The organism is Dyadobacter fermentans DSM 18053 (genome assembly GCF_000023125.1).
GTDB classification, from domain to species: domain Bacteria; phylum Bacteroidota; class Bacteroidia; order Cytophagales; family Spirosomataceae; genus Dyadobacter; species Dyadobacter fermentans.
Genome location: NC_013037.1, coordinates 2365118 through 2390564, shown reverse-complemented (window position 1 = coordinate 2390564; position 25447 = coordinate 2365118). Strand labels below are relative to the sequence as shown.

General features: G+C 45.0%; 19 protein-coding genes, 1 tRNA gene and 1 pseudogene. 15 read left to right on the top strand and 6 right to left on the bottom strand.

Annotation, left to right across the window (positions count from 1 at the left end; translation table 11 throughout):
- The first annotated feature begins 110 nt into the window (after nucleotides 1–110).
- From DFER_RS09620 to DFER_RS09600, 6 genes are all read left to right on the top strand, one after another.
- On the top strand, nucleotides 111–701 hold the full coding sequence (locus DFER_RS09620) for a hypothetical protein (protein WP_229206222.1): 591 nt from the start codon (nucleotides 111–113) through the stop codon (nucleotides 699–701).
- 19 nt (nucleotides 702–720) lie between these two features.
- The gene (locus tag DFER_RS09615) at nucleotides 721–1392 is read left to right on the top strand and encodes an NUDIX hydrolase (protein WP_015811429.1); all 672 of its coding nucleotides are present in this window, start codon (nucleotides 721–723) and stop codon (nucleotides 1390–1392) included.
- 126 nt (nucleotides 1393–1518) lie between these two features.
- Nucleotides 1519–1590 (top strand) — tRNA-Arg (locus DFER_RS09610).
- A 158-nt stretch (nucleotides 1591–1748) separates the two neighbouring features.
- The gene (locus tag DFER_RS09605) at nucleotides 1749–2111 is read left to right on the top strand and encodes an ISAon1 family transposase N-terminal region protein (RefSeq protein ID WP_015811428.1); all 363 of its coding nucleotides are present in this window, start codon (nucleotides 1749–1751) and stop codon (nucleotides 2109–2111) included.
- 43 nt (nucleotides 2112–2154) lie between these two features.
- Nucleotides 2155–2487 carry a transposase gene (locus DFER_RS30710; protein ID WP_262485299.1) on the top strand — a complete coding sequence of 111 codons (333 nt, stop codon included), beginning with the start codon at nucleotides 2155–2157 and terminating at the stop codon, nucleotides 2485–2487.
- The gene (locus tag DFER_RS09600) at nucleotides 2477–3010 is read left to right on the top strand and encodes an ISAon1 family transposase (RefSeq protein WP_262485298.1); all 534 of its coding nucleotides are present in this window, start codon (nucleotides 2477–2479) and stop codon (nucleotides 3008–3010) included. The genes DFER_RS30710 and DFER_RS09600 overlap by 11 nt, the downstream gene beginning before the upstream one ends.
- Before the next feature lie 50 nt (nucleotides 3011–3060).
- Here DFER_RS09600 and DFER_RS09595 read toward each other — a convergent pair whose 3' ends face one another.
- A complete protein-coding gene (locus DFER_RS09595) occupies nucleotides 3061–4038 on the bottom strand; it encodes an IS481 family transposase (RefSeq protein ID WP_015811427.1) in 978 nt (325 codons plus the stop codon).
- A 1716-nt stretch (nucleotides 4039–5754) separates the two neighbouring features.
- Here DFER_RS09595 and DFER_RS09585 point away from each other — a divergent pair.
- Nucleotides 5755–6513, top strand: coding sequence for a helix-turn-helix domain-containing protein (locus DFER_RS09585; RefSeq protein ID WP_015811424.1), 759 nt, complete (start codon nucleotides 5755–5757; stop codon nucleotides 6511–6513).
- Nucleotides 6514–7579: 1066 nt separating this feature from the next.
- Nucleotides 7580–8350 (top strand): hypothetical protein, encoded by a 771-nt coding sequence (locus DFER_RS09580; RefSeq protein WP_041734903.1) that lies wholly within the window; start codon nucleotides 7580–7582, stop codon nucleotides 8348–8350.
- Between the two features lie 380 nt (nucleotides 8351–8730).
- Here the strand turns inward: DFER_RS09580 and DFER_RS09575 are convergent, their stop codons facing one another.
- Together DFER_RS09575 and DFER_RS09570 are read right to left on the bottom strand one after the other, a co-directional pair.
- Nucleotides 8731–12732, bottom strand: a complete 4002-nt coding sequence (locus DFER_RS09575; protein ID WP_229206221.1) for a hybrid sensor histidine kinase/response regulator transcription factor — start codon at nucleotides 12730–12732, stop codon at nucleotides 8731–8733.
- A gap of 1020 nt (nucleotides 12733–13752) precedes the next feature.
- Nucleotides 13753–14313, bottom strand: a complete 561-nt coding sequence (locus DFER_RS09570; RefSeq protein ID WP_015811420.1) for a class I SAM-dependent methyltransferase — start codon at nucleotides 14311–14313, stop codon at nucleotides 13753–13755.
- Nucleotides 14314–15117: 804 nt separating this feature from the next.
- Here DFER_RS09570 and DFER_RS29170 point away from each other — a divergent pair.
- Nucleotides 15118–16623, top strand: coding sequence for a choice-of-anchor E domain-containing protein (locus DFER_RS29170; RefSeq protein WP_015811419.1), 1506 nt, complete (start codon nucleotides 15118–15120; stop codon nucleotides 16621–16623).
- A gap of 493 nt (nucleotides 16624–17116) precedes the next feature.
- Here the strand turns inward: DFER_RS29170 and DFER_RS09560 are convergent, their stop codons facing one another.
- Nucleotides 17117–18070 carry an SDR family oxidoreductase gene (locus tag DFER_RS09560; RefSeq protein ID WP_229206220.1) on the bottom strand — a complete coding sequence of 318 codons (954 nt, stop codon included), beginning with the start codon at nucleotides 18068–18070 and terminating at the stop codon, nucleotides 17117–17119.
- Between the two features lie 57 nt (nucleotides 18071–18127).
- Here DFER_RS09560 and DFER_RS09555 point away from each other — a divergent pair, with 57 nt between their 5' ends.
- The 5 genes and pseudogenes from DFER_RS09555 to DFER_RS09525 all read left to right on the top strand — a co-directional run bounded on the left by DFER_RS09555 (nucleotide 18128) and on the right by DFER_RS09525 (nucleotide 22989).
- Nucleotides 18128–19450 carry a glycosyltransferase gene (locus DFER_RS09555; protein WP_015811417.1) on the top strand — a complete coding sequence of 441 codons (1323 nt, stop codon included), beginning with the start codon at nucleotides 18128–18130 and terminating at the stop codon, nucleotides 19448–19450.
- Between the two features lie 718 nt (nucleotides 19451–20168).
- Nucleotides 20169–20501, top strand: a complete 333-nt coding sequence (locus DFER_RS30360; RefSeq protein ID WP_222837327.1) for a hypothetical protein — start codon at nucleotides 20169–20171, stop codon at nucleotides 20499–20501.
- Nucleotides 20502–20560: 59 nt separating this feature from the next.
- Nucleotides 20561–20986: an energy transducer TonB gene (locus DFER_RS09540; protein WP_187293453.1), complete on the top strand. Its 426-nt coding sequence runs from the start codon at nucleotides 20561–20563 to the stop codon at nucleotides 20984–20986.
- Entirely contained in the window at nucleotides 20964–21869 is a 906-nt protein-coding gene (locus tag DFER_RS09535; protein WP_187293452.1) for a PQQ-dependent sugar dehydrogenase, read from the top strand. The genes DFER_RS09540 and DFER_RS09535 overlap by 23 nt, the downstream gene beginning before the upstream one ends.
- Nucleotides 21870–21879: 10 nt before the next feature.
- A pseudogene (locus DFER_RS09525) lies at nucleotides 21880–22989 on the top strand (IS3 family transposase).
- A gap of 636 nt (nucleotides 22990–23625) precedes the next feature.
- Here DFER_RS09525 and DFER_RS09515 read toward each other — a convergent pair.
- On the bottom strand, nucleotides 23626–23982 hold the full coding sequence (locus DFER_RS09515; protein WP_015811413.1) for a hypothetical protein: 357 nt from the start codon (nucleotides 23980–23982) through the stop codon (nucleotides 23626–23628).
- Nucleotides 23979–24611 carry a hypothetical protein gene (locus DFER_RS09510; protein WP_050774673.1) on the bottom strand — a complete coding sequence of 211 codons (633 nt, stop codon included), beginning with the start codon at nucleotides 24609–24611 and terminating at the stop codon, nucleotides 23979–23981. The genes DFER_RS09515 and DFER_RS09510 overlap by 4 nt, the downstream gene beginning before the upstream one ends.
- Nucleotides 24612–25100: 489 nt before the next feature.
- On the opposite strand from DFER_RS09510, the gene DFER_RS09505 reads away from it, so the two are divergent.
- Complete coding sequence (locus DFER_RS09505; protein WP_015811411.1) at nucleotides 25101–25430, top strand: ArsR/SmtB family transcription factor; 330 nt, start codon at nucleotides 25101–25103, stop codon at nucleotides 25428–25430.
- Nucleotides 25431–25447 lie beyond the last annotated feature (17 nt).

The window sequence follows — 25447 nt, the reverse complement described above, 5'->3', positions numbered from 1 at the left end:
AAAACATCACGAATCAGATGAAAAGCCTTCGATTAATAGTACTTTTTGTTTTTTTAGGTTCATTAAAAGCTTTTTCTCAGGATTTATCCCGCGTTACTTCCGGCCTTGACGTGGGTTTAGGCTATCAGAGCGAGGTTTGGGTGCCTTCAGTTACCTATCATCAGGAACTTAGCCTGAGTAACTTTCCATGGTTCCGGATCGGCTGGGGCGTGCGTGCGTGGGGCTATTACGGTGGCCGCACAGACATGTTTCCCAAATCCAGCGCGGTGTCCAGCGACACACTCAAATTCGGTCGTCTGTCGGCCAATGGCGCGAGTTTCCTCCTCGGTGCCAACTTCCGCCTCTGGAAATTCGACATCGGCGCCAATACCGACCTCTTCGGCGTAGCATTCGGCCTGAAACGGCAGGCGCTGTATGCCAACGGCGGCCTGTATGACGAAGAAAGCGGCGAATATTACAACAAATACCTTTCGAGCGGCCCGGCGACATTGAATGCGCTGCCCTTGGTGCTGGACAAACAAAATGGACAATCCGAAGCATATATTCGTTACTGGATCACCGACCGGATCGGGGTGAAACTGGCCTATGTGCACGGCCGCGTGACCTATGCGTCGCCTTATAAACTGGTGAACGGACAAACCCGTTATTCGACCACCTTTGGCGTTCCATATCTTGCATTGTCGTTCCCATTGTACAATTAAGTAACCCACACACCCCATTATGGCTGAGAATCTGACCGATTCGCACAAATTCAACCTCTGGAAAAACCGGCTGATCGCGAACGGGCTGGACGTTCACCGCGTAGACGAGCTGTACACCCGCCGGAACGGCCACGGCGAAGTGCTGTTTTCGCTGCTTTACACGGACGCCACGACTCCCGAGGGCAACAAAATCCCGCCGATATGCTTCCTGAAAGGCGAAGTAGTGAGCGTGCTGGTATGTTTCATTGACATTGAAACGCGTGAAAAATACCTGCTCCTGGTGCAGCAACGCCGCATTTGCGACGGTTCCATGACGTACGAGCACCCGGCCGGCATGCTCGACAGCGAAAGCGACTCGGCTTCGGTGGCGGCCCGGGAAGTCTTCGAAGAAACGGGCATTGCCGTCGACAAATCGCAGCTGATCAGCGTCAACCGCGAGCCATTCTACCCCTCCACCGGCACGAGCGACGAGGCGATGTACATGTTCTATTGCGAGCTGGAACTATCGTCCGAAGCCATCCGCTCCTACCACAACACCACGCAAGGCCTCCTTTCGGACCACGAATACATCAACACATTCGTCGTCCCATTCGCCGAGGGCCACAAACTGATCACGAACGTAAACGGCATCCTGCTCGACTACCTTTATTTAAAAACCGTGGGCGACTGGGACCTGCTGAAACTGCTGTAACTCAACCGGAAAGACTTCCAGCGACAAAAAACAGTCACAAATCGCAAAACAAATCAGCACCGATTTGGTCAAAATTCGAAATTGCGACTATATTTGCACCCCGTTACCGGCCCAAAGCCAACGAATGCTCCCGTAGTTCAATGGATAGAATAATGGTTTCCGGTACCATCGATAGGGGTTCGAATCCCTTCGGGAGCACCCTAAGGGACAAGTCGTTTTTAAACGCACTTGTTCCTTTTCTTGTGTTCGTAACTTGTTCGTTATCTGATAAATAAGATCGATCCCGGATCAAATCCAAAACTTGTGGAGCATATATGATTTTTCTAGGTTTGTATATTTAATAAACCTAGTCTGTTTTGGAGAGTTTCCTGCCTATTATTCCGTTTCTACTACCAGAGTTCATCCTCGAAAATTTTGAATTAACCTCCATCGACCGGCAGGACGGTGTATTTCATGTGCATATCGACGAGAAGAATGCAGATGAGAATGACCCGGGAAGGAAGAACCTGCTCTCCAAGGGCTTTTTTCCGAGAATTACTGTTCAGGATTTCCCAATACGGGGCCATAAGGTCTTTCTTCACATCAAGCGTCGCAGGTGGCTCAATACCAAAACAGGAAAAGTAGTTTACAGAGACTGGACTGAGGTAGCTAATGGAACGCGAATGACGAGTGAATTCGCGAATTTTTTAAAAGATATCAGTCGATACCAGCCCGAATAGCGCCTGGTCGGTCGGACGGTTCTACGGTATTAACGGCAGAGCTTTGCTACGCCATTACCGTGATTTCCAGAGTGGATTTAAAGATTGGAACCAACGGAAGCATGCCAAGAAGTGGCTGCTATTTCCTCAAAATCTGAGATCTCGCCTATCAATCGACGAGACTAGTCTTTCGCATGGTGAATTGTACACAATCCTTACCAATAAAGCTGCAAAAGGCGGGAAAGGAAGTATAGTTGCCATTGTTGCTGGTACAAAGGCTGAAACGGTTATTGAGATTATCCGTAAAATCCCGGAATCTCTGCGGAAGAAAGTGTCTGAAATTACGCTTGACATGGCTGGCAGCATGACGGTCCGCCGCCGCGGCAATGATCGCTAAGCGATGTTTTCCGCGCGCATTACGGGTCACCGACCGTTTTCACGTGCAAAGGTTAGCTATTGAAGCCTTGCAAGAAATCCGCATCAAACATCGCTGGGAAGCATTAGATCTGGAAAACGATGCCATTGAGCGGGCAAAGGCTAATCAGGTCGAATATCAGCCAGAAGTATTACCTAATGGTGATACCTTGAAGCAATTATTGGCGCGTGGCAGATATGCGTTGTATAAAAAGCCTAATACGTGGACTGACAACCAAAAAGAGAGGGCTCAACTGCTTTTTGAACTCTTTCCAGACCTTAAAAAAGCATATGATCTGGCTCAGGAGCTAAGCAACATTTTCACCAACACAACCGAAAAGATTTACGGATTAACCAGACTAGCGAAGTGGCATGAAAAAGTCAGGCAGTCAGGCTTCAAATCCTTCAACACCGTCGCCAGATCTATAGAGAATCACTACAAGACCATTGTCAATTATTTTGATAACCCGAGCACCAACGCATCTGCTGAGTCTTTTAATGTGTAGTGGCTCTATAGTTCCGCTACATCTCGCAGTCGGCAAATTGTAGGACAAAACTATGTTTTGCTTTTCTTAGTCAACTTTGCCATCCGCAGGTCTCGCCAGTAGGCTTGTTCTCTAATGCGTTCCTTTGTTTCGTCGTATATGGCCTCGATTTCGTCCCAGAAAGGTGCCTTAGCAGAGTGTTCGGAGGCAAATTCGATCGGAGTCTTACCGCCCAACGAGCTGTGTGGGCGGAAGTAATTGTAGTGAAATTGCCATTGAGCGAGTTTGTCGTCCAATTGGGGGTCTCGTAAGTCAACTGTTGTGTAAAATTCCTGGAGATCTGTCTGCTGGCTTCGTTCAACTTTGCCGTTTAAATGTGGTGACCTGGGTTTTATGGGACGAAACTTGATGCAGTAATCCATCAACTTCTGCTGAAATGCGACCGCAAAAAACTCCTGTCCTCTGTCCGTTTGAATACGTTGAATGGGGTAATGAAATTCATCAATAAGCTTGTCCAGAAAATCGATTGAATTGGCGGCCGACCGACGCGTGTAAAGTTTCAACACCCTTAGGCGGGTACAATCATCAATCGCCGTGTATTGATACAGGCCAGCTCTGATCTTGCAGACATCTAACTGTACACGTTCGCCAGGAACGAGCTTAGCATATCGAATTGGAGGGGAATGTTTAGTAAATCGACGAATAGGTGCAACTGAATGCTTTTCGAGTATTCTCGCTACGGTAGAAGTTGAAATCTTCAAATCATGGAGCCTGAACAGATGAGAGCAGATTCTGAGTTTTCCATACTTGAATTCATCGCGTACCTTAAGTACGAGGGCCTCGTCTTCAGGACGATACTTTTGTCGCCCCAGCCGATGCGGACGGTGAGACCGATCTGTAAAGAGATTTTCATCCTCACGTTTTATCCAACGTTGTAACGTAGATCTAGCAATTCCGCACCTCCTGGCAGCAACCGATATGTTTCCGATCTGTCTATAGAGCATAACCCATTTCTGCCTTGCTTCTGCTCTCAGGCTGTCAGTGGCCATAACGAAACAATTTGAATCCGCACCGCCTCATTTTTTCTCACAACCCTCGGGGGAAGTGAGAGGGATTGCGAGAAAAAATGATCATTAATTTAACGACTTTCGGGAGTTAGTCGATGATCCAAATATGATTTTTTGAATGACCAGAAATGACTGTAAGTGTAGCGAATGTTATGAACCATCACACTGTAATTATGGCGATATGATTCAGTATCTCCTGATTTTTTCGCGAACAACTAGCCCACGCTGAAAAATCCCAATCAGATCTGTCCTTGACAAGTGTTAGGAGCCCCTCATTATGCAGGCCCAAAGCAATGACGTCGGGCAGATTGTGCGCTACAAAAAAAAGGCAGGAAATGTGAGTGCTGCATCTTCGAAGTTTATCAACAAAACGTTGACCAAGGTAAGGCATTTAATAGACGGTTAATCGCATAGATGCACTGTCGTATATTGTCCTGCGTTACCTCATTCAAATAATTTTACTACCGTAACTTTAATAGTTTTAATGAAGCGATGCACGTGTGCAAATAGCGTCTAAGACGGCATGAATTAATTGCATTTTTTGACAGCATGTTACTTCAGATGTTTATTTTCTATTCACTATTAATTATCCTGGATCGATTAGTTGATGACAGCTGTGTGTGTAAAGATGTTGGATCTAATCTAGTTTATCCAGAGCATTTTTTTGCTCACTTCTCTAACTTGTACTTAGCTATATGATCGGGAGATTTGTAAATTGTTTTTAACATGGACTACCGGCTGCTTTTTTCTTGAACGAATTGGCCGGTAAGCAATCATTAATTCGATCGCTATTTGCAGGTCTACATAAATACGATTTTCAGTGAGGGCGGAAAAACATTCGACGAGCTCGCTCTCGCTGAATTCATCGGAGAGATATCCACTGATTTTTTCTCTAAGGAAGTAAATGATGTCGAGAGTCGACTGTTGATAGCCATAGATGCGTATTTTGCATTTCTTTTGTACTGACCTTAGTTTCCTGATATGGCCAATAATGGTTTTGTTAGACATATTTCTGACACTGATCATAAAATAGATAGATCTGCTAGTTTTTCTATCCAATAATAAATCAGAAAGCTGATCGTAGTCTGAAAATTTGCATCCGGGTACTATTGATTCGACTCCATATTTGACACCGGATCTGTACATCGGTCGATTGTCTACGATTACTATCAGGGCGGCTTCTACGACGCATGAGTTTTTCATATATGGCGGGTTTTGTTGGTTTAATTAAATATTCATTTTTATGCATTTATTCTAATTTTGGTTTTTGTTATGTAGCTAATTTGTCTATTTTTTTTGAAATGAATGGATGATTAAACTGTCTATTTGGTGTGATTTTTATGCTCTGACAAGAGAAGTATAAATGCATTTACTGAGCCCTCCCGGAGTTGTTGGATATATGGCCGATCAAAAACTCTGGCTAGTTTAGCTATTTGAGCATGGAGGAAAATTTTGCCAACTTGGTATGGATTTTGTGTTTATGTTCGGTTTTTGGCTTTAATTCATTGATATCTAGATGTGGCCGATGTATGTTTGTGCATGTCATATGAGACGTGTATTTGTGATTCTGCTGGTCTGCCTGATATTACAATATCTGACTATTGGATATTATGATTCTTATGTTCTAAAACATAATACACACTTGTTATACGCTGTATCTTATTAATACTAGTGGGTTTATTGCACTTCGGGAATGTTATGAATTTTGAATATCGAAGACCGGTTTTGATTGTTGACGAACGTGTATCGCGGAACGGTTTTGGGAGTGATTCTTTGGCTAAAAACTTTCATATTGTGGAAAGTAGTATCGACGAGAATGGACTTGAACTGGCCAGGGATATGCGACCCGACATTTTGATTTGTGATATTTCCAATTCGCTAACTGATGGGCTTTCTTTATGCCAAAACCTGAAATCTCATGCGCTCACGAGTCACGTTTCTATTGTTTTGCTTGGGCCGATAGAATGGCGGTTAGCTGGGTTGCAGGCAGGTGCTGATGGGTACATTTCGGTCCCATTTGGTAATCATGAGCTGATGGTGAACATAGAAAACCTGATCAAGCTACGCGAGGCAATGCGAGGTAGAGCTGCGCAGGAAATGGCGACTCAATCAGAATTAGAGAAAATAAGTGGCCAGTTTCTTGAAAAACTCGAGCGGTTGATTATTGAGAATATTTCTGATCCTTCTTTTGGTGTGCAGGATATGGCATTTAGGATAGGAATTAGTGTTTCTGTACTTTATCGTAAGATTCGTTTGCTTAAAGGAATAACTGTAAATGAATTTGTGAAAAAAATTAGGATGGAGAGAGCGATGAGGTTATTGGAGGTGGGTATTTATCGTGTCAATGAAGTAGCAGCACTAATTGGTTATGAGGATAGTAAATATTTTAGTAGGGAGTTTCGTAAATTCTTCGGGAAGACTCCCATGGACGTGAAGCAGCGCATTAACAAACGATAAACTGATGTGGCTGCACGCCATCGACTACCATACATTAAGCTGAACAATATTGAATCACTGTTTTTGAGTTTGATATACTTGGTTGTTTATTAGAAATTGATATACAATAAAAAGATAAAAATGGCTGAACCTGAATATGTTTCACTGCGCTGATATACACACTAAGGTATTGCCGGAGGACGGCATACGTTGAGTAAAGGATCACCCTTCCGGATTTCCGGAAGGGTTGATTTAATAAGAGCAATCTCCTCACTTGAATAATTCATCAGAATACCTCCAGCGGATTATTTAACCTTCGATTATATATGGAAAAATTGCTGGCAACGGACTGACCGAAAGATTGTGTCTTTTGTTACGTATATACCAATCAGTATCTTGATAGGCCTGATTAATATAAGCGCACCTCGCTTTCTACAATGATGGCCGACTACCTGCTTGTCGTCAATTTTCGCGTAAGCCACAACGGCGTTTCTACGCAATTTCCCGGCGACATCTTGTAAACACGTGGCTTTAAATTAGTGTGTTTATTTGTCTTCCGCGGTGCCGCAGATATTTCAACGAGGCATCCAAAATTGTTATTTTTTTGTTAAATAGTTTTTCCAAAAACAGCGGGTAGGGCGGGAAATGTTTCGCCGCCAGCATAATGACAAAAAAAAATGATACAAATTCGCCAAGATTGTCCCCTGTCTTAGTCGAATTAAGTTCGAAAATTTGTCGTATGAATTGTCAAGCGGACCTCTACGATTAAGATTATTGTTCGGAATACAACCTAGGAAGTCTTATCACGCTATGCCACACTATATCATTTAGATTCTGTAATCTGATGAACCGCACTCCGGATCTGTGCGGTAATATTTCATAATTGAATTATGACAAAGGTAGTACTCATGCCGGGCGAATTGCTTCATCCGGCTACCTAGGTCGTGCTTAAGCAAAGAGTAATTGAACAAATGGGTTCACGGTTAAGTGCGTAACAGATTTGAAATTAATTTATTAATTCTTAAAGTGTTGAATATGGATAAAGGAGATCAGTGTAAATCATTTATGAACAAATGAAAACTATCTTATGAAACGAAATGTACAAGTTGTCGCCGTCGCACTTGCAATGCTTGCGTGCTTCGGCGCACGTGCGCAGACGCCCGGAGGTGTTGCCCCGGCGGTTTGGTACCGGGCGGATGCGCCAAGCTCCGTATTTTCAGATGCAGGCTCTACTGCCGCATCGGACAACGCCACTGTCCGGCAATGGAACGAGGCGCAGGGTTCTGGTCGAAACCTTCTGCAAAGCACTGCCAGTGCAAGGCCGGTTTTCTCCAACAGTTCCTCGCTGGCCAATTGTAACCCTACCGTTACTTTCGACGGTAGCAACGACTTTTTGCAAATCACTGCGGGAACGGGCGTTAACCTGATCGACCGCGCGAATGGAACTATTTATGCTGCCGGTCGCGTCAATATATTGAAACAGAGCGGCTTCGCGGGATTTCATGCATCAATGGATTACCCGGGACTACACATTCAGGGCGGCAACAATAAGCTGCGCTTTTATACAGGGGGGCCTGGTTATGAGAGGTTAAGCGCGACTCAATTCTCGGCTGGTATGTCCTTTGGCGCTGGTTCGGGTTGGCAGAACGGGGCCGGTACGAATACATCGTACGCGGCCGTGACGGTTTCCGTGAACGGTACACGTGCAGACTTTTCTGGAAGTGAGTTCTACAACGCCAACCTGAGCACCGGCGCGCGCGATTTCCGCATCGGGGCCGATAAAGCTAAATTCAGATTCTCAAAAAAGGCTTACAATGAATCTAGTTCAAGAGAATGCCTGGGTTGTCGAGAAGTCTAATGACCTAATTGCGCTCTTACATGATTAGAACATATTTCAACATCAATTCACTCAGGGTATTCGGACAAGCGGCTCTTATAGGTGTGAACGCTCTTATGAAATTGTCGTTGCATCGTGGAAAGTCGTTAGGAATAATAAATGGCCGGACGAGAATGACTGCCGAATGCGAAACTCAGTACAATGATCACTTACTCATAGAGGGCTAGTTTTTCAACTTGGTACCCTCCGCCTGAGCAATACAGAAACTGGTCAAGGTCATCTACAAAATCATCCAAACTGCTCATGCAGTACCACGTGGCCCCTATAATCCAGGTTCGTAGGGATCTGAATTTATTTCTCCGTTTAGACAAATCGCCTCGGTGGGTACCGTCCGCAGCAACCTAGCCGTACATTTGTTTTTTTATCTCATTGGGCTTTCTGCCAAACACTTTGGTAAACTCCTTGCTGAAATATTTGACATCCTCGAAGCCGATGATCGTCGCCACTTCGCTCACCTGATATGCTCCCGACTCCAGCAGCGTTTTTGCTTTGTTTAAGCGAATGGTTTTTACAAATTCGTTGACTGTCATTCCTGTCAGCGACCGCATTTTCCGGTAGAGTACAGATACGCTCATCCCGGCATGAAAGGCAAGTTGATGGACGCCGAACCCAGCATCGGAAATGTTTTCTATCACCAGCGCCCTCAATTTGTTAATGAATGCTTCATTCAGATCCTGGGCTATATTGTGCCCTGCTTCTTCCACGAACAGCGAATGACGATAGCGGGCTTTCATCTGCTCCCGAACACGGAGTAAATTGTTGATCTTGATCTCGAGAATCCGTGGGTCAAACGGTTTGACAAGGTAGTCGTCTGCACCAGCCGTAAGGCCTTCGATGACTTGCTCGCTCTGCGTTCTTGCGGTGAGCAGCACCACCGGGATATGAGAAGTAGTATCGCTTTTTTTCAGCCGATTGCAAACTTCCAGCCCGCTTATTTCGGGCATCATCACGTCGGAAAGAATGATGTCAGGAATTTTTTCCTGGGCAAGTTCAACGCCCCGCAGACCGTTTCCGGCTTCCAATATATTGTAGGTTTCCTCAAACAATTCCCTGATAAACACGCGCAGCTGGTCGTTGTCCTCAATAATCAAGATGGTGTTTTTTTGACCTGAATGTGCAGCACCCGCGTTGATAGCCGTGGCAACCGGTTCCGCCAGCATGCCGGCGACATAATCGCGCGCTTGCATGGCGATCTGATCCGGGGGAAAATGACTGTTCCCGCGTAGCATGCGTATGTTAAGTGTGGTCCCTCCGGGTTCGGACGCTGACGCGAGCCGGCTTTCTGCCGTCAGGTAGCCATAATGCTGCTGAACAATACTCTTGGACAGCGCCAGGCCTATTCCATAACCTGGTTTGTCGGCCCCCACCTGATAGTAATAAGTAAACAGCTTTCGAAGGTGGTCAGGCGAAATCCCCTTGCCATTGTCTTCAACCGAAATAAGCACCTCGCCGTAAGTCTCAGCTATACGCACCTGGACTTTGCCGCCCTCAGGCGTGAACTTGTAGGCATTGCTGAGCAGGTTGTAAAACACTTTCTGCATTTGGGCGATATCAAACCAGAGCAGCACAGGCCTGTCGGGGTAAAATAGCAGAGTTTGAATATCCTTTTCTTTCGAAATGTGCTCAAATGCGGCGGTCACGCTTTTGATGACCTTGACTATATCATGCTCCCCAACCAATAGACGGAGATTGCCGCTCTGGATTTTGCGAAAATCGAGCAGCTCATTCACGAGCAGCAGCAACCGATCAGAATTACTTTTGGCATAGTTCAGGAAACTCTCATTACTCTTGCCTTCCTTCGCATGCTGGAATGCCTTTTCTAATGGCGCAGAGATCAGCGAAAGGTGCGTTCTGATCTCGTGGGATACATTGGTGAAAAAATCAAGTTTAATCTGGTTTAGGGCGGTCTCCCTTCTCAATGAGCTCCGGAGCCAGAAATATCTCGTTATAGCGTATACTCCCGTCGCGATCAGCAACATATAACACAGGTAGGCGTACCAGGTCTTCCACCAAGGGGGCAAAATGGTAATTTTTAATCGAAGTGGTTTTGGGTTCCAGAAACCGTCCCCATTAGCTGCTTTGGCAAGAAACATGTAGGTACCTGGTGGGAGGTTCGTATAGGTCGCGCTGGGTGATTGAACGTAGTTCCACTGATGTTCAAAATTTTCAAGAAAATAGGCGTATTGATTCCTCTCCGACCGGGCATTGTTCAGTAAAGCAAAGTCGAGCGTAAAAATGTTCTGATCATGCCGGAAAATAATCTCCTTGGTCATTTCAACAGCATGGTCTAAAAGGGCGGTCCGATCACCAGGCCTTACCTCCTTATTGAACAATTTCAGTGATGTTAAAGTAAGTGGCGCCGCAGTCGTGTCGTCAGTGATCTTGTCAGGGTTAAACCTGAAAGTTCCTTCGCTTGTGGGGAAATACAAGTTGCCTTGATTGTCTTTCAATGACGCATTATCCAATAGAAACCCTCCATAAGGAAGCCCATCCCGGTAATCGTATACTTTAACACTTTTTTTTTCGGGATGATAGCAGATCAGCTTATTTTCATTGCAAAGCCATAAATTGCCTCTGGAATCGATTTGTAAACCCTGGACATAATTTAGCAATTCCGGGGAATCATTGGTATGAGGCAAAAATGTGCGGTTTTTATTGTCATAAAGAAGCAGCCCATTATTGCTGGTAGCCCAGATCCTCCCGGAATCATCTTCTGCGATCCGACCGGCATACAATTGGTTCCCGGTCTCTGCAAGTGCGCTGACTTTTACAACGCTGATCTTGGAAGAATTGGATTCCAATAAGTAAATATTAAACTCGCCGGAAAACCACAGATTGCCTTTGGAATCTTCCAGAATCGAATGGATACTCTTGGTGCCTTCAATACGCTGGAACCGACCCGTGTGGGGATTAAAACATATCAGACCGAGCCAACCACTTATCCATATCCTGCCTTTCTTGTCTGGATATAACATCAAAATTTTAGTATCCGGAAGAGGCGTTCCTTGATAAACCTGGTTAGGGGAATATCTTAGCACTTTTCCGGTTTTTAAGTCATATTTAATAAACAAACAGTTGTTTCCACCACACCATAAGGTACCCGAATCATCCAAAAAGAAAGCGTAATACTTTTCGCCAGCAGGAAGTTTTACCCTTGTAGACACACCTTCGGTGTTGCCTGGACCGGATATCCAAATCCGGTCATAATTAACAGAAATAGCCCAAAGCTTTCCTTTCGGGGTTTTGCCAATCTTTGCTGCCAGGTAGAAATCGGATAATTTGTCCTCGTATGAGGCCGGCCAAAGCGAAAAATCAGGGAGGTTGGTGTTCATATAGCTGATTCCCTGATAGTACGCGCCGACCCAAAGCCCTCGTTGTTGATCAATGTGTATACTCATTAACGCGTCATCAACAAGGGCATTGGGATTAGTCTTATCCCTCAGGTGCCATTTTACACGAGAGGTTTCCTGGTCAAAAAAAGCAAGACCCGACTCACTGGCCAACCATAATTTATTGTTGTGATCTTCTGCAATCCCATATATCGCCGGCAGCAAGCTATTCCGCTTCACACTTGCTACTGGATAATACGATTCGGTTGCTGTATTGTATTTTACCAAACCGTGGCTCGTGCCCAGCCAAAGGTTACCTTTCTTGTCCAGGTGCATGCTGTATATAGAATATGAAGCAGTTCCGCTGGTTAAGATCTTTTGCCCGACTGGGCTGGTTTTACCAGCTTTAAACTTGAACAGGCCATTCGTTGTTCCAAGCCACAACTCTCCATTCTGGCCAGCAACAATACATTCGATATGGTACGGGATATTAGTTGCCTGACGCGCTATTTTGACAGAAGCGCCCTCAAAAATGATCCTGTTGAGTCCCAAAGCGGTCGCTACCCACAAATTGTTTTTGTTGTCTTCGACCAGTCCCTTTACATTGTTGTCTGTTAGTGAACCGGAGTCATTCCGATCGTGCCGGAATGTGGTAAAAGAATCGCTTTCACGGTTGTACAGGCATAGTCCATTATTCCCGGCTGCCATCCACAAATTTCCTTTCGAATCCTGATATATTTTGTGTACGTAATCGGACGCGATCGAACGAGGGTCTTTAGGATTGTGTTTGTATTTCTTAAAAGTCTTAGAATCATACCGGTAAAGCTCCCTTTCTGTGCCAAACCACATAAATCCTTCTTTATCTTGTTCAATAGCCAATACACTGGTTATCGGAGCGCCCTCTTTATCAGAAAAATGCCGAAATACCTGGGCGAAACTATTTCTATGCAGTGTGCAAAATAAAAGGGACAAAATAAGCTGAAAGCGACCTGAGAATTTCACTATGGTAGACAAGATATTTTAGTAAAAAAACTATGGCTTTGTAGTGACAAACATGCCTATTTAAAAGATATGTCTCGTCCTTATTTTACTTTACAAGTGGGACATTTGCCGTTCAAGTCAGTGAAGGATTCATATATGTTCCCAGAAGCGGCGTAAGGCTCCCACACCTTGTGACGGGCTTGGACACATTGCGAATTTTCCCGTTCTTCTTTTAACAGTTCTCCTGAGTATCAAAACGTTCCAACTGCTGATCGAAACGGATCAACCGGGATCGCTCGAGCGCGGCCAAACTTCACAAATGCGGCCAACATAGACGGCCACATACCTGGTTGTAATATAGTATTTTCCAATAGATTTCCTTTTAAACAGCCGGAGCATCGCCGAAAAACCTGTATAACGTCCGCCGCGGGCATTCAATGACAAAATCTAGCGCCAATATTGCCAACAAACGAATGTGAAATCTCATTACTATTGCGCGATTTGCTTTATTAAAGAAATTAGCAAACTCTTTTCGGCAACCTTAACAGCTATACGACGTTCAATTCCTGCCTGGCTATCAAATATGGCATTACGCTCTCCGGCGAGGACCGGACCGGCTATAACGTTTGGTTTTGCAGTGGGTACTGGACCAGACGCTCACGGGGGATTTACGTCAAGTACGGTTCATTTACAAAGGGGGCGGTTTATCCCGGAAAAGCCCTAAGCAATTTACCGAAAAGATTACCAGATGTTTTGACCTGGATTGAGCCATAATGACATACTTATCATTTAAAAACTTACAATATCGATTTTTTCGAATCAAAAAGCGCCTTTTGATTCGCTCTCAGTTATCCCGCCGGGATCGCAAAATATCGACGAAAGCAGTTGATTGTCAGTTAAGTTATTCGTACCTATCGAATAGGTGACTGAATTGGTGACCGAATGAAATGACTTGATTGGCTTGAATTCAAATATTCTCCACAGCAAACTAGGCTTTCATAGTCTCCAATCCACAGGACGCTCGGCAACGGACTTAGACCGTGACGCCTTGATCTATTTGCGGGACGTGGTTTGAGATGGGCTTATTGACTGGGCCGGGGAGGTAATCAGCGCACCATAGAGCATCGCGGAACCATACAACGACCTGCGCTCCCCAAGTTTTGATATGGTGTAAGTCCCGATACGGTCGAAAAGGCTTTTTAGACCCTTGAAGTCAATGGGATATGGCACCCAGCGATTGGATGCTGTTGTGTCGTACTCGACAATCAAAAACCTTCTACCTTTACTAAAAAGGTTTTCCAGGCGCCGGATTAACGATTCTTTATCCCTGATGAAATGAAGGGAGTTCGCCATCAGGATCCCGTCTAATCCCGCCATCTCCAACGCCTCTGTTCCAAAATCGGCCTCGATGAATTTGATCGAAACCTGGTTGCCCATTTGTGGCGGAAGCTGTTGGGTGTTTTTGTCCACGCCGATAATCTTGCTGTACGCTGGCAGCATCGTCGCCAAGGCTTCGGTGAAAGTCCCCGTCCCACAACCCAAATCTAACCAGTACTGCGCATGCTCGCCATTGGCTCCGCCATCGATTAGTTCTATGGCCTCTTGATTTGTCATAGTTTCCAGATAATTAATTGCTGTGGTTGAGAATCAAGCCGTGATCATGCTATGCTACCTGAGCCGACCGTAACAAATATAAGTGACAATGACCCGGGGGAGCATGGCCAACCGCGCGATTAAGTTAAATGTAGGGTTGCCCATCATATGGTGCGCGATGAAGGCCAGAAAGAAATGTTGATCTATACCGCTCTGAAACAGTATTGGGTTCCCTTTGTGAAACGCTAACCAGACTAGTTCACATAAGGCAGGTTACCGAAAAGGTTACCAGATATTTTGATCTGAATTGAATCGAAATTACACGTAAATATTTTTAAGAAATCACAACAGCGACTGATATGAATGAAATAAGCGCTCTCGGAAGCGCTATCAGTTGTCCCGCTGGGACAATTTGAATCTTGAAAACGCTTGTATCTCAATTGCTTGTAATTCCTAACAAAATAGGTGACCGAAATCTCGGGAAAGCTTACATTTTTGATAAGGCTACAATTTCAGGAAAGCTAACATTTTAGGTAAGACTACACGATATACATATTAGATAAAATAGATGGTCGATGAATAAACCGTATTAATCTTCCAGTTAGATGCAAGTCATATGATTGATTAAATATTTTATTGCACAAAACAAGAATGGCATTTTTGTACTTTACAAAGCGATAGATTTAGACAAGATTACAGTACGTTTTTGACAACTTAGTCTCCGTATGATAAATGCTATAAGAGATATATTTGCATCCTCTTCCTCATCAAGAATAGGCCAAATACAATTAAGGGAGAATTGAGTGTTTTTACAATCATTATGTTATGAGAATCAAAAATTTTACAGACAAAGTAGCCATTGGTATATTATTAATTACGAGTAGTTTTTCATACGCCCAAACACCGGCTTTAACTAGTACCATTTCCGGAGTAGTTTGGAAAGATGGTAAACCAGCCGACGGATTAAGAGCAGAATCAGAACCAAGGGTGGCCGGGATTTTGGTAAAGCTTTTGACAGCTGACACACAGGAGGTCGTATCAACTGCTTTGAGCAATCAGAACGGAGAATTTAGTGTTAAAGCCAATGCTGGAAACTACGTCATCGAATATGTATATCCAGCCGATGGCTTCACTTTAACATCTCAACGGGCAGGCACCGATAATGCTATCAATAGTGCCGCCGACGCAGATAATTTTACTGCACCATTTACGATTGTTGACAATCAGACAATTTCAGATTATGGGCTGGGGCTTGTAGCCAAAGAAAATACGATTACTTATTGTACTCAAAAAGAATCGGTTACTACTGAATGGAGTCAAAATTTGATTCTTCCAAAGTCCACAGTGACCCCGATTCCGCTAAACGTAAAAATATTCGCAGCAGAAGCAGTATATCATCCAGTCATTGGGGTAGAAAATACCGCTACAGCCAGCGGATACAGTATTACAGCGGCTGGAAAAGTCACCATGACAATGCCTATAAACCCTGCTTCATTGGCTATGAACAGTGATGTGACCATCGATGGCAGTCTTGCGGACTTTGATGGTGTCCAAGATTACGGTGGGACATCGGGGGCCTCGGTTTTTAACAAGTATTCGTTTGCCAATGCTTACCCTGCGCGAAATACCAGCAATGCAACAATAATCACAACGAATTTTGTCGGCTCCGGTAATGATGTATTTACCATCCCCACACTTGCTCAGAGCTCTGTTGCCATAACAGGAAGCGGTAACCTGAGAACTTCCATAGAAACTTATGTAAGCGCAGGCGCCTGTGTTGTTTACACCTATGCAGAAGGCGCACTTCCAGTTACATTAGTATCATTCAATGCGAAAAAGCGAGAAAATGTGAGCGAGTTGGAATGGAAAACCACTGCCGAGATCAATAGTGATCGTTTTGAAATTGAAAGAAGTATTCAAGGGGGGGATTGGGAAAAAATAGGCACTGTAGCAGCGGCAAAGCAAAGTTCAGTGCTATCTAGTTATTCATTCACTGATTCCGAACCTTTAAACGGTCAGAACCTGTACCGCCTAAAAATGATCGATAGCGATGAAACATTTGCATATAGTCGCATTGTAAATCTCACTTTTAAAAACAAATCCGAGCTGATCGTCTATCCGAATCCAGCTTCTGAAAGAATAACTGTAAAATCGGAAGAACAAAATGACGTATCCAAAATCGAAATCTACAACCGATTAGGAGTATTGGAAACGCAATCAGAAGATGGCAATTCTATTAATGTACAAAAACTAATCAATGGTATCTACTCGATTAAGGTTTACTACAAGACAGGCTTCAATGAATCACAAAATATAGTGATTGCGAAATAGGCCATGTTTAATTCAAATAAATACACACATTATGCCAGGTTCGGTTTAATCGGACCTGGTAATTGTTTTGTGTTAGTACTGCTTTCAAAGGCATTTAAAAGATCATTTTGGTATGTAGTTGTCGCTTACTGAGACCGAGCATCCGTTTCTGCATTTAATTCTGTGAGAACATTAAATAGATACCCAGAATTCAGTCAAAAGGAGATATTAGCGCCCACGGCCTGTGAAGAGGAATTTTGCGTCGGGATAAGTCGCAGCACTGTTTACTTGCAACAAGAATTTTCGGAACTGTGGATGCAGTTAGAAAACATTCGAAAAGCATTTCCAACGAATGTCAATCAATGCTTTTACTATATTAATATCTAAGAATGTGTTTGGTAATTGACGAAAAGGGAGCGTACGATCAGCCTTATGATGGAACTTTTACTAAATAATTGTCGGACTAATCTATGAATAAGCCACCAGATTGACTATTATCTGGTGGCTGTACTTTTTAGTAATTGAGCGAATCGACAGTAACTCCGCCGTCAACGGTCAGAACAGAACCATTTACGAAGCTAGATTCGTCGGATGCGAGGAATTTGACTGCATTACCAACTTCACAGGCTGTGCCATACCGCTTTAACAGCATCCTTCTTTCTAATGCGTTTTCAAAAGCGCTGCGCTTTTCAGAGGGCATTAGGTTCTTTTTTTGTTCTTCTTCTGATGGTGTGTGTACGCCTGCCCTGATCGTGCCGGGAGAAACAGTGTTTACTCTTATTTTTCGATCGGAAAGCTCTTTAGATAAAATCCGGGCAAGGGAAACAATGGCTGCGTTGCTTGCCGCGTAAACACTTGAACCGGGAATGCCCAATATTGGTGTCACGGACGCATTGAAAATGACCGAAGCGCCATCATTTAACAAGGGTATCAATTTTTGAACGGTAAAAAATGTCCCTTTCAGATTTGTGTCCATGATCAGATCATACACGTCCTCGGGCGTTGAGCTCACGGGTTGAAAAGTCCCTAACCCAGCGTTAAGAAAAAGCACATCTATTTTGCCAACCTGATCTTCCAGGCTTTTTGCAAGCTCATCGAGCGTTTCAAGTTTTCTTTGGTCGGCGATAAAGCCTTTGACCCCCAACTCTGCGGAAGCATTGTTAACGGATTCTTTGTCACGACCGGTAATAACCACTTTCGCACCTGCCTCGGCCAAAATTTGAGCGGTGCTGTATCCGATTCCCCGGTTTCCCCCGGTCACAACCGCCACCTTATCTTTCAAAGTTTTCATTTTAAATGTTGAATGATGAGGTAGCAAAAGTATTCTGGTGATGCCGACCACTGATACGCCGAATGTGGTGATGTCTATCACTAAATTCCTGGGTGATGGGTTGGAAACGCCATTCATCACCCGAATAGGGGTCTTTTTAAGTAAAAGTGGTGATATGCGCCCGTCTGCTGTAAACATAGTTTTGCAACAAAAATCAAGACAAACGACGCACCGCGTCAATTATCATCAGAGATCATGACGAAATACAAAAATGAATTAACAGGTAAAAGAATACTCTTTGGTACCGTTCCCGGAGACGGTCATTTTAATCCCCTTACCGGGCTTGCTAAATATTTACAGGAATTAGGGTGCGATGTCAGGTGGTATGCTTCTGATGTTTTCAAATGCAAGCTTGAAAAATTGTCGATACCACATTATGGCTTCAAAAAAGCATGGGATGTCAACGGTGTGAATGTAAACGAGATCCTGCCGGAGCGACAAAAATTAACAGATCCCGCCGAAAAACTGAGCTTTGACTTGATCCACATTTTCGGAAACCGGGCACCTGAGTATTATGAGGATATTCTCGAAATACACGAATCGTTCCCATTCGATGTGTTCATTGCTGACAGCTGCTTTTCCGCGATTCCGTTAGTTAGCAAGCTGATGAGCATCCCCGTTGTTGCCGTTGGCGTAATTCCTCTGGCGGAAGAATCTGTTGATCTGGCGCCTTATGGAACAGGATTGCCGCCTGCCGCGACGGAGGAGCAACGTGCGATGTATTTTGGTATGAAAGATGCTTTGGCCAACGTTGTTTTCAAAACTGCCATTGACTCTTTTTCGGCCATTCTGGACCGGTACCAGGTACCGCACGAAAAAGCAATTTTATTCGATACATTGATCCGTCAATCCGACTTGTTTCTGCAAATTGGCGCAAAAGCATTTGAGTATGACCGCAGCGACCTGGGCGAAAATGTCCGTTTTGTCGGCGCATTGCTGCCGTACTCGGAAAGTAAATCCCGGCAGCCCTGGTTTGATCAGAAACTTTTACAATATGGCAGGATTGTGCTGGTTACCCAGGGCACTGTTGAGCACGATATCAACAAGATACTTGTACCCACGCTGGAAGCTTTCAAAAATTCTGAGACGCTGGTAATTGCCACAACAGGCGGTAATGGGACAGCGGAATTGCGCGCGCGTTTTCCTTTCGAAAACCTGATCATCGAAGATTTCATTCCGTTTGACGATGTGATGCCCAGAGCAGACGTTTATGTTACCAATGGTGGCTATGGAGGCACCTTGCTCAGCATACATAATCAGTTGCCAATGGTAGCGGCGGGCGTGCATGAGGGTAAAAATGAAGTTTGCTCACGTATCGGCCACTTCGGCTGTGGGATTAATCTGGAAACGGAAACACCTACCCCAGATCAGATACGCGAAAGTGTCCACAAAATCCTGTCTAATGACATCTTCAAAAAGAATGTCTTCAGGATTTCGACGCACTTGGATGTGGATGCGAATGAAAAAAGCGCGGGTCACATTCTTGACTTGTTGGAAGAGCGGGTTGTTTGCGGTTAAAGTTTTAGAAAATGTCATTCATAAAATATTCGTTTGCTATGGTAGTTGCCGTAGCATTAGCTGCCCATGCCCAGGCCGACCAGGCGATTTCAACACACAATTACAAGCATCCCCATAAGGCGCGGGATGCAGCGAGGCGGTCGGACCATGTCATAGTTGTAGCGGATACTTCCTCAAAAAATGCCTCAGTTGACCATGTTTCGGGCACGCCGAGGTACAGGCTTAGAAAACCTCAGCTCATTTTTGCCAGAAAGTGGAAGATTTTAAAAGGATTGCGCTCGCCATTTAATTCATCGGCCCACTATAAGGCCGGCCGTGGAAAAGAATGGTGATTTCACAGAGCTGGTGGGAGGGTAGAAGTCTCGAAGGCAAAACGGCAGTCATTGTAAATGCCTGGTTTGGACCAGGGCTTGCGACAGCGCGATTATTTGCCAATGAAGGAGCCCGCGTAATCGTAACAGCTTCTAGGCAAAATCACGTGAACTTCGCGATCGACCAGATCGGTGAGAATGCAACGGGTTTTGCTTGCGGACCTATGGTAGCCGGGCAACTAGCGGCACGTTTCAGGCGGTGTTGCCCGGAAGGGATCGATATACTATGCGTATTCCCAACAAGGGGAGAGCTAGCCGTACCAGGACAAATTACGGCAGAAGTCCGAGAGAAGGTCATGTCAGGGGTAGGGGAGTTGTTTTCCATAGTTCAGCTCGCCCTCCCTCTCATGAACCCGAACTCGGCATTGATTCTAAGCGGTCCGGTTTCAGCTTTGGACAAAAATCAGTGTTTCGCTCTAAATGATGCGGCCTACGCTTTGGAAAAGCAGTTGATCAAGACGCAAGTCGGCCGTTTTTCGGACCGAAATATCCGATTGAATTTTCTCAGCTTTCTTGATGGACTAGATGGTGGCAACACCAACAACCCGATCCGGCATTTTGGCGCGGGCAAGTCGGGCGAGGCGGAACTGATAGCCGCCAACGCGATGTATCTGGCCCTACCCGAATGTCGTTTGAACGGCCTCCAGGTGTATATGGATGGTCATTGTCAAACCTTTTGAGTGGAGCGTATATGTAGGCGCGTTAGAAATCATTTAGTCATTTTAAAATGCACACAAACGTGAAAATAAATGCTTTAATTTTTTGCGTCCTATTAATTGCGACAATCGGCAAAGCGACTGGCCAGCCCGCAGAGCAGCTGTTAGAAAATGCGCAGGCGTCAAACCAGAAAAACTGGATCGATAGGAATGAGAGCTGGACTAAGAACACACCCATTCAAGATGAGGATGTCGTCATTGCCCGGCAACTCTCGGCCATGATGCGCTACCCTACAACATTGGAAGCTGCCAATATCAGCGGCGTAGTAATGGTCAAAATTGACGTTGGCAGGAGTGGTACAATCACTCATGTGAAGATTTTCAGTCAGGAAGAAGATTTAAACAACGACATCTCACGACAGTTGCTGGGTAAGAGGTTGCAAGTCGTTCGGCCCGCTTCGCATGCCCAGTCCTACCTGTTCAAGTTTGTTTTCAAAAGCCACGAATAAACAATCGATCAAAACCAAAACAACAGATATGCTTAAAACTCGACTTCTACAAGTTCGCCTATTATCGGGAAAGATTTTGCGAGGCCAGCTCATGGGGCTGCTCGCTTTTCTTCTTGTCCCAGTATTGACATTTGGACAATTACCGCAGGGCTTCACACAAAAGAAGCTCACGCAGGACGTTATCAACGAGGCTACTTGCATGGCCCATGCCGCCGACGGCCGGATTTTCGTTGCCGAACGGTCGGGTAGCGTGAAGGTTTTCCAGAATGGTTTGCTATCAACCGTTCACCAGGTACAGACAACGACCGACGCCGAACAAGGACTGTTGGGGATTACTCTGCATCCTGATTTTGCCGCAAATGGTAAATGCTATCTTTTTTACACGAATCAGCAGCGTAGCAGGCATTATCTGGATGTGATTGGCATCACGCCTGCAAATACAGTAAATTCGGTCACCCGGGTCATGCAGTTCGATTCAATCCTGAATGGAAATCATAACGGCGGTGCCCTGCTTTTCAAAGACGGTTATCTCTATATAGCGATCGGCGACAGCAACCGTCCCGTGTTTGCACCTCAGCTCGACACGTACAGGGGAAAAATCCTCTGGTTGCTCGACAATGGTGAGCCGGCACCCGGCAATCCCTATTACAATCAACCCGGCGCTTCACGTCAGAGAAGGAGCATTTGGGCAGTAGGTTTCCGGAATCCGTGGCGAATGAGCCTGGATCCTGTTTCAAAAAAGCTTTTCCTCATCGATGTAGGCGAACATTTTGAAGAAATCAACGATATCACCGCTCCGGCAGCATCAAAAAACTATGATTATGGCTGGAATTGTAAGTATCCCGAAACGACAGACAGTTTGAAATTAGAGATTAAACCTTAATTTTAAACTGATGAAAAAGACCAGATTCACAAGAGACGCAGATCGTTTCGATCCTCAAGCAGCAGGAAGCAGGCATCCCAACCAAGGAGATTTGTCGGCAGCATGGCATTTCTGAGGCCACTTTTTACAATTGGAAGAGTCGGTATGGAGGCATGGAAGCTTCCGACGTCAAAAGGCTTAAGGATTTGGAGGAAGAGAATTCCCGGCTCAAAAAGATGTTCGCGGACCTGAGCCTGGATAACCAAATACTCAAAGAGATTTTCGTAAAAAAGGGCTGGGCTCTGCCGCAAAAAGGGAATTGACAGAGGAGATTGTTCGCGAGCACGATATCGCTGTGAGCAGAGCCTGTAAAATCGTTAGCCTTGTTCGCTCTCAATATTATTACAGCAGTAAGAAGGATGATTCTGAGGTAATTGAGTCGTTGCAGGACTTGGCATTCAAACACCCTTCATACGGGTTTAGAAAGCTGTTTGCCTACCTGCGAAGATCAGGTAAGCCATGGAATCATAAGCGAGTTCACCGCATTTATCAAGTTTTGAAGCTGAATAAGAGGCGAAAGGGGAAGCGGCGATTACCCGATCGGGTTAGGCAACCTTTAGCTCAGCCAGCGCAGGTGAATGAAGTTTGGAGTGTCGATTTTATGAGCGACAGTATGGTCGGCAACCGCAAATTCCGAACGTTCAACGTCATTGACGACTGCTCACGTGAGGCATTGGCCATAGAAATCGATACTTCACTTTCCGCGAAGCGGATCATTAGGACTTTGAACCGTATTGGAGAAAGCAGAGGATTCCCAATGGCGATCAGATCGGACAACGGACCGGAATTCACTTCCGGAAATTTCACGATCTGGTGTGAGGAAAAAGGCATTGAAGCCAAATTTATACAGCCAGGCAAGCCAACGCAAAATGGCTATATCGAACGATTTAATCGACTGTACAGAGAAGCTGTATTAGACGCTTATTTGTTCTTCGACCTGGATCAGGTCAGGCAATTAACCGCGGAATGGATTGAAGAATATAACCAGCGACGACCACATGAAGGACTGGGCAATTTGACACCATTTGAATGGAAGGAATCGCTGGTGAAAAAGAAAATTCACCACCAAATGACTGTCTGAGAAACGGGGTACTTACACGGTCTCCTTCAATTACAATTAGCCATTGGTGAATGAGAACTGAAAAAAATTACTTGCTTCTTTATAAATCATTAGTCATCTGCAACAGCCCTAGGATCGGATTGAGCAGCATAGCAGGCACTTAGAACATTTAGGGTTAAGGGCCGTTGCCGCAAGGTATTTCCCTTATTTGCTTTGGCAAGGGAAACAAGGGGCGGTTTTTGGAGGCATTGTGGCGTGCTTTCAGGTAAATAAAAGTGCGGCTTCGAATGCGCTTTTAATGTTGACGACGACTGGTATGGTAGTGACCGGACAAAGGAGTGAAAAGGCGGTGATTTTTCTTTGTATCATGCGCAGCCTGTTCAACGAGCGTGAAATGACCTCTTGATATCAGCAGTTTTTTTTCGATTTTAGACGATCTCAGAAACGCCGGGGATACTAAGGATCAATTCAACTAGGAATTGGGAGTGGTAGTTGCAAAAAGGTGTTTGGGTATTTAAAAAGCTGGCCGCCGGATTCTTCACATGGCGATGGGGCAATTTATGATTCACAACTGATTTTAGCGATATTTCCGCGCAGTGACTGCCGCATCGGCGATCGTCATCACGGCGGCTCCGGCAATCATCACCACAAGAAATGTTAGTGCGGGAAATTAAGGACAGGTAAAACGGCCCGATCTTTCAAGGCATCAAAGTGGACCTGGATGCTGTCTACACCAAAGGTACTTCTGAAATATTTGCGCCCGCAATCGAAAGTATAATTTCGCCCTTCATAGCTAGCGTGGATAACATCGGGTAGTTTGGAAATGCCCGCGCAACGTTCTCGTGCAGTCACTCGCATGCACACCAGCGGTGAATTCTTGACTATCTCATCTTCTTCTTTCATTTTAGCCCACATCATATATGTGGCAAACAGCATGAGCAGTCCCATTCCAGTTTGCAAGTAAAACCAGAACCAGCGATATTTTTTATATCCTTCTGCCGGTGTTGCGCTCATATCACGGATTCCATTGGGTGGATTCTGATGAGCGGTATCAGCCGATCGAAGTATTCAACGGGTAGCCCTTTGAAGTATTCCTGAATTACCCACATGCCTTCTGTTTTGAAGGGTAGAATGAAGTGGTCCCCGCTGGTTAAATAGAATACAGCGAAGCCGAGTTGTAGTTTGCCGTTGTTATGAAAAACCTGTATCCGGGAAATGTCTCCATCCTTCAAAACAAGCACCGCATCTGAAAGCTCAATTTCCAGTTGATGCACTTCTGGGTAGCTGGTAATCACAACGCCTCTCGAATATGGCCAATGGTTTAGATCGACGCTGACGATCATTGCCGGCACGGCTAGTGAAGACAAACAGAGTAAAAAGACCACAGCCCTGCCAATTTCTGGATATGGGGTAGAGAAGCGCGCAAAAAATACGGCGTGCATGGTCACGCCAAACATGATGAGCCCCATCAGGACAAACAAATAGTCAGACCTGACAAAAAATGACTGCATGGTCGTCCGGTAAATCCGCTGAACTTTCATCGGAGAATTGCTCCCGATCGTATCTCGCGTATATCGGACCATACACCAGATCAACCAGCCCATTGGAAGGAAAATGATTGAAAAAATGATCAGTGTTTCCATTTTACAAAGCTCATGACATCCGATTGACTGACGATGTTAGCGAAAAGTGCAGATCGCTCCCGTTACCGGTGAGCCTGTGTGGCCGAAAAGCCTTTGATGGATAGCCAGCAAAGAGCGGCTGATAGAATGATCAGTAAAAAGGCATTACTTGTAATGTATTTGGCTGTAACGGCAGCTATGATTGCTACGATCGAGAAGCTAAAAATATATTTTGCCCAATGAAATTTATCCATGAGTCCGCTGTTTTACCGGTTGTAAATATAGTAATATAAAGGTTACATGAAGTATGGTCACAATTAATTAGCTCCTGGGATTGGGATAAACATCAAAGATGTATGAATAAGAGGCCTAGACTGCCGGGAGCTTCTATATGTACTCTGAAAATTCCAGAGTACAGTCGAAGTAATAGGGTTGTAATTTTGTCGTTTACAAGAAAGAAAATGCTATCGTAATATTGCGATAGTATTTTCTTTCTCTTATGTTTGCATTATGGGAGTTACGAAAACGGAAATATTTACCGAGCAACAAAACCGGATCGCGGATCTGGCGAAGGCATTTGCACACCCTGCGCGGGTGGCAATTTTGCAGCTGCTCATTGCGCGCAAGGCATGTGTTTGCGGCGACCTGGTGGATGAACTGGACCTTGCCCAGGCAACCGTGTCTCAGCATTTGAAGGAGTTGAAGCGGATAGGCATTATTCAGGGTGAGATTAACCCTCCACGCGTTTGCTATTGCATCAATCCACCGGTGTGGGAAGAGGCTCGGCAAGCCTTCGGCTCGATACTGGAATCCTTTGAACAGGTTACCTGCTGCAACTAAGCGGGTATTTTTTTGAG

Coding starts and splice junctions, on each gene's coding strand:
- DFER_RS09595 (WP_015811427.1), bottom strand. CDS start 4,038: ATGGCCACTGACAGCCTGAGAGCAGAAGCAAGGCAGAAATGGGTTATG.
- DFER_RS09570 (WP_015811420.1), bottom strand. CDS start 14,313: ATGACAAATCAAGAGGCCATAGAACTAATCGATGGCGGAGCCAATGGC.
- DFER_RS09580 (WP_041734903.1), top strand. CDS start 7,580: ATGAAACGAAATGTACAAGTTGTCGCCGTCGCACTTGCAATGCTTGCG.
- DFER_RS09505 (WP_015811411.1), top strand. CDS start 25,101: ATGGGAGTTACGAAAACGGAAATATTTACCGAGCAACAAAACCGGATC.
- DFER_RS30360 (WP_222837327.1), top strand. CDS start 20,169: ATGAACCCGAACTCGGCATTGATTCTAAGCGGTCCGGTTTCAGCTTTG.
- DFER_RS09515 (WP_015811413.1), bottom strand. CDS start 23,982: ATGAGCGCAACACCGGCAGAAGGATATAAAAAATATCGCTGGTTCTGG.
- DFER_RS09600 (WP_262485298.1), top strand. CDS start 2,477: ATGATCGCTAAGCGATGTTTTCCGCGCGCATTACGGGTCACCGACCGT.
- DFER_RS29170 (WP_015811419.1), top strand. CDS start 15,118: ATGAGAATCAAAAATTTTACAGACAAAGTAGCCATTGGTATATTATTA.
- DFER_RS09560 (WP_229206220.1), bottom strand. CDS start 18,070: ATGTTTACAGCAGACGGGCGCATATCACCACTTTTACTTAAAAAGACC.
- DFER_RS09510 (WP_050774673.1), bottom strand. CDS start 24,611: ATGGAAACACTGATCATTTTTTCAATCATTTTCCTTCCAATGGGCTGG.
- DFER_RS09555 (WP_015811417.1), top strand. CDS start 18,128: ATGACGAAATACAAAAATGAATTAACAGGTAAAAGAATACTCTTTGGT.
- DFER_RS09615 (WP_015811429.1), top strand. CDS start 721: ATGGCTGAGAATCTGACCGATTCGCACAAATTCAACCTCTGGAAAAAC.
- DFER_RS09585 (WP_015811424.1), top strand. CDS start 5,755: ATGAATTTTGAATATCGAAGACCGGTTTTGATTGTTGACGAACGTGTA.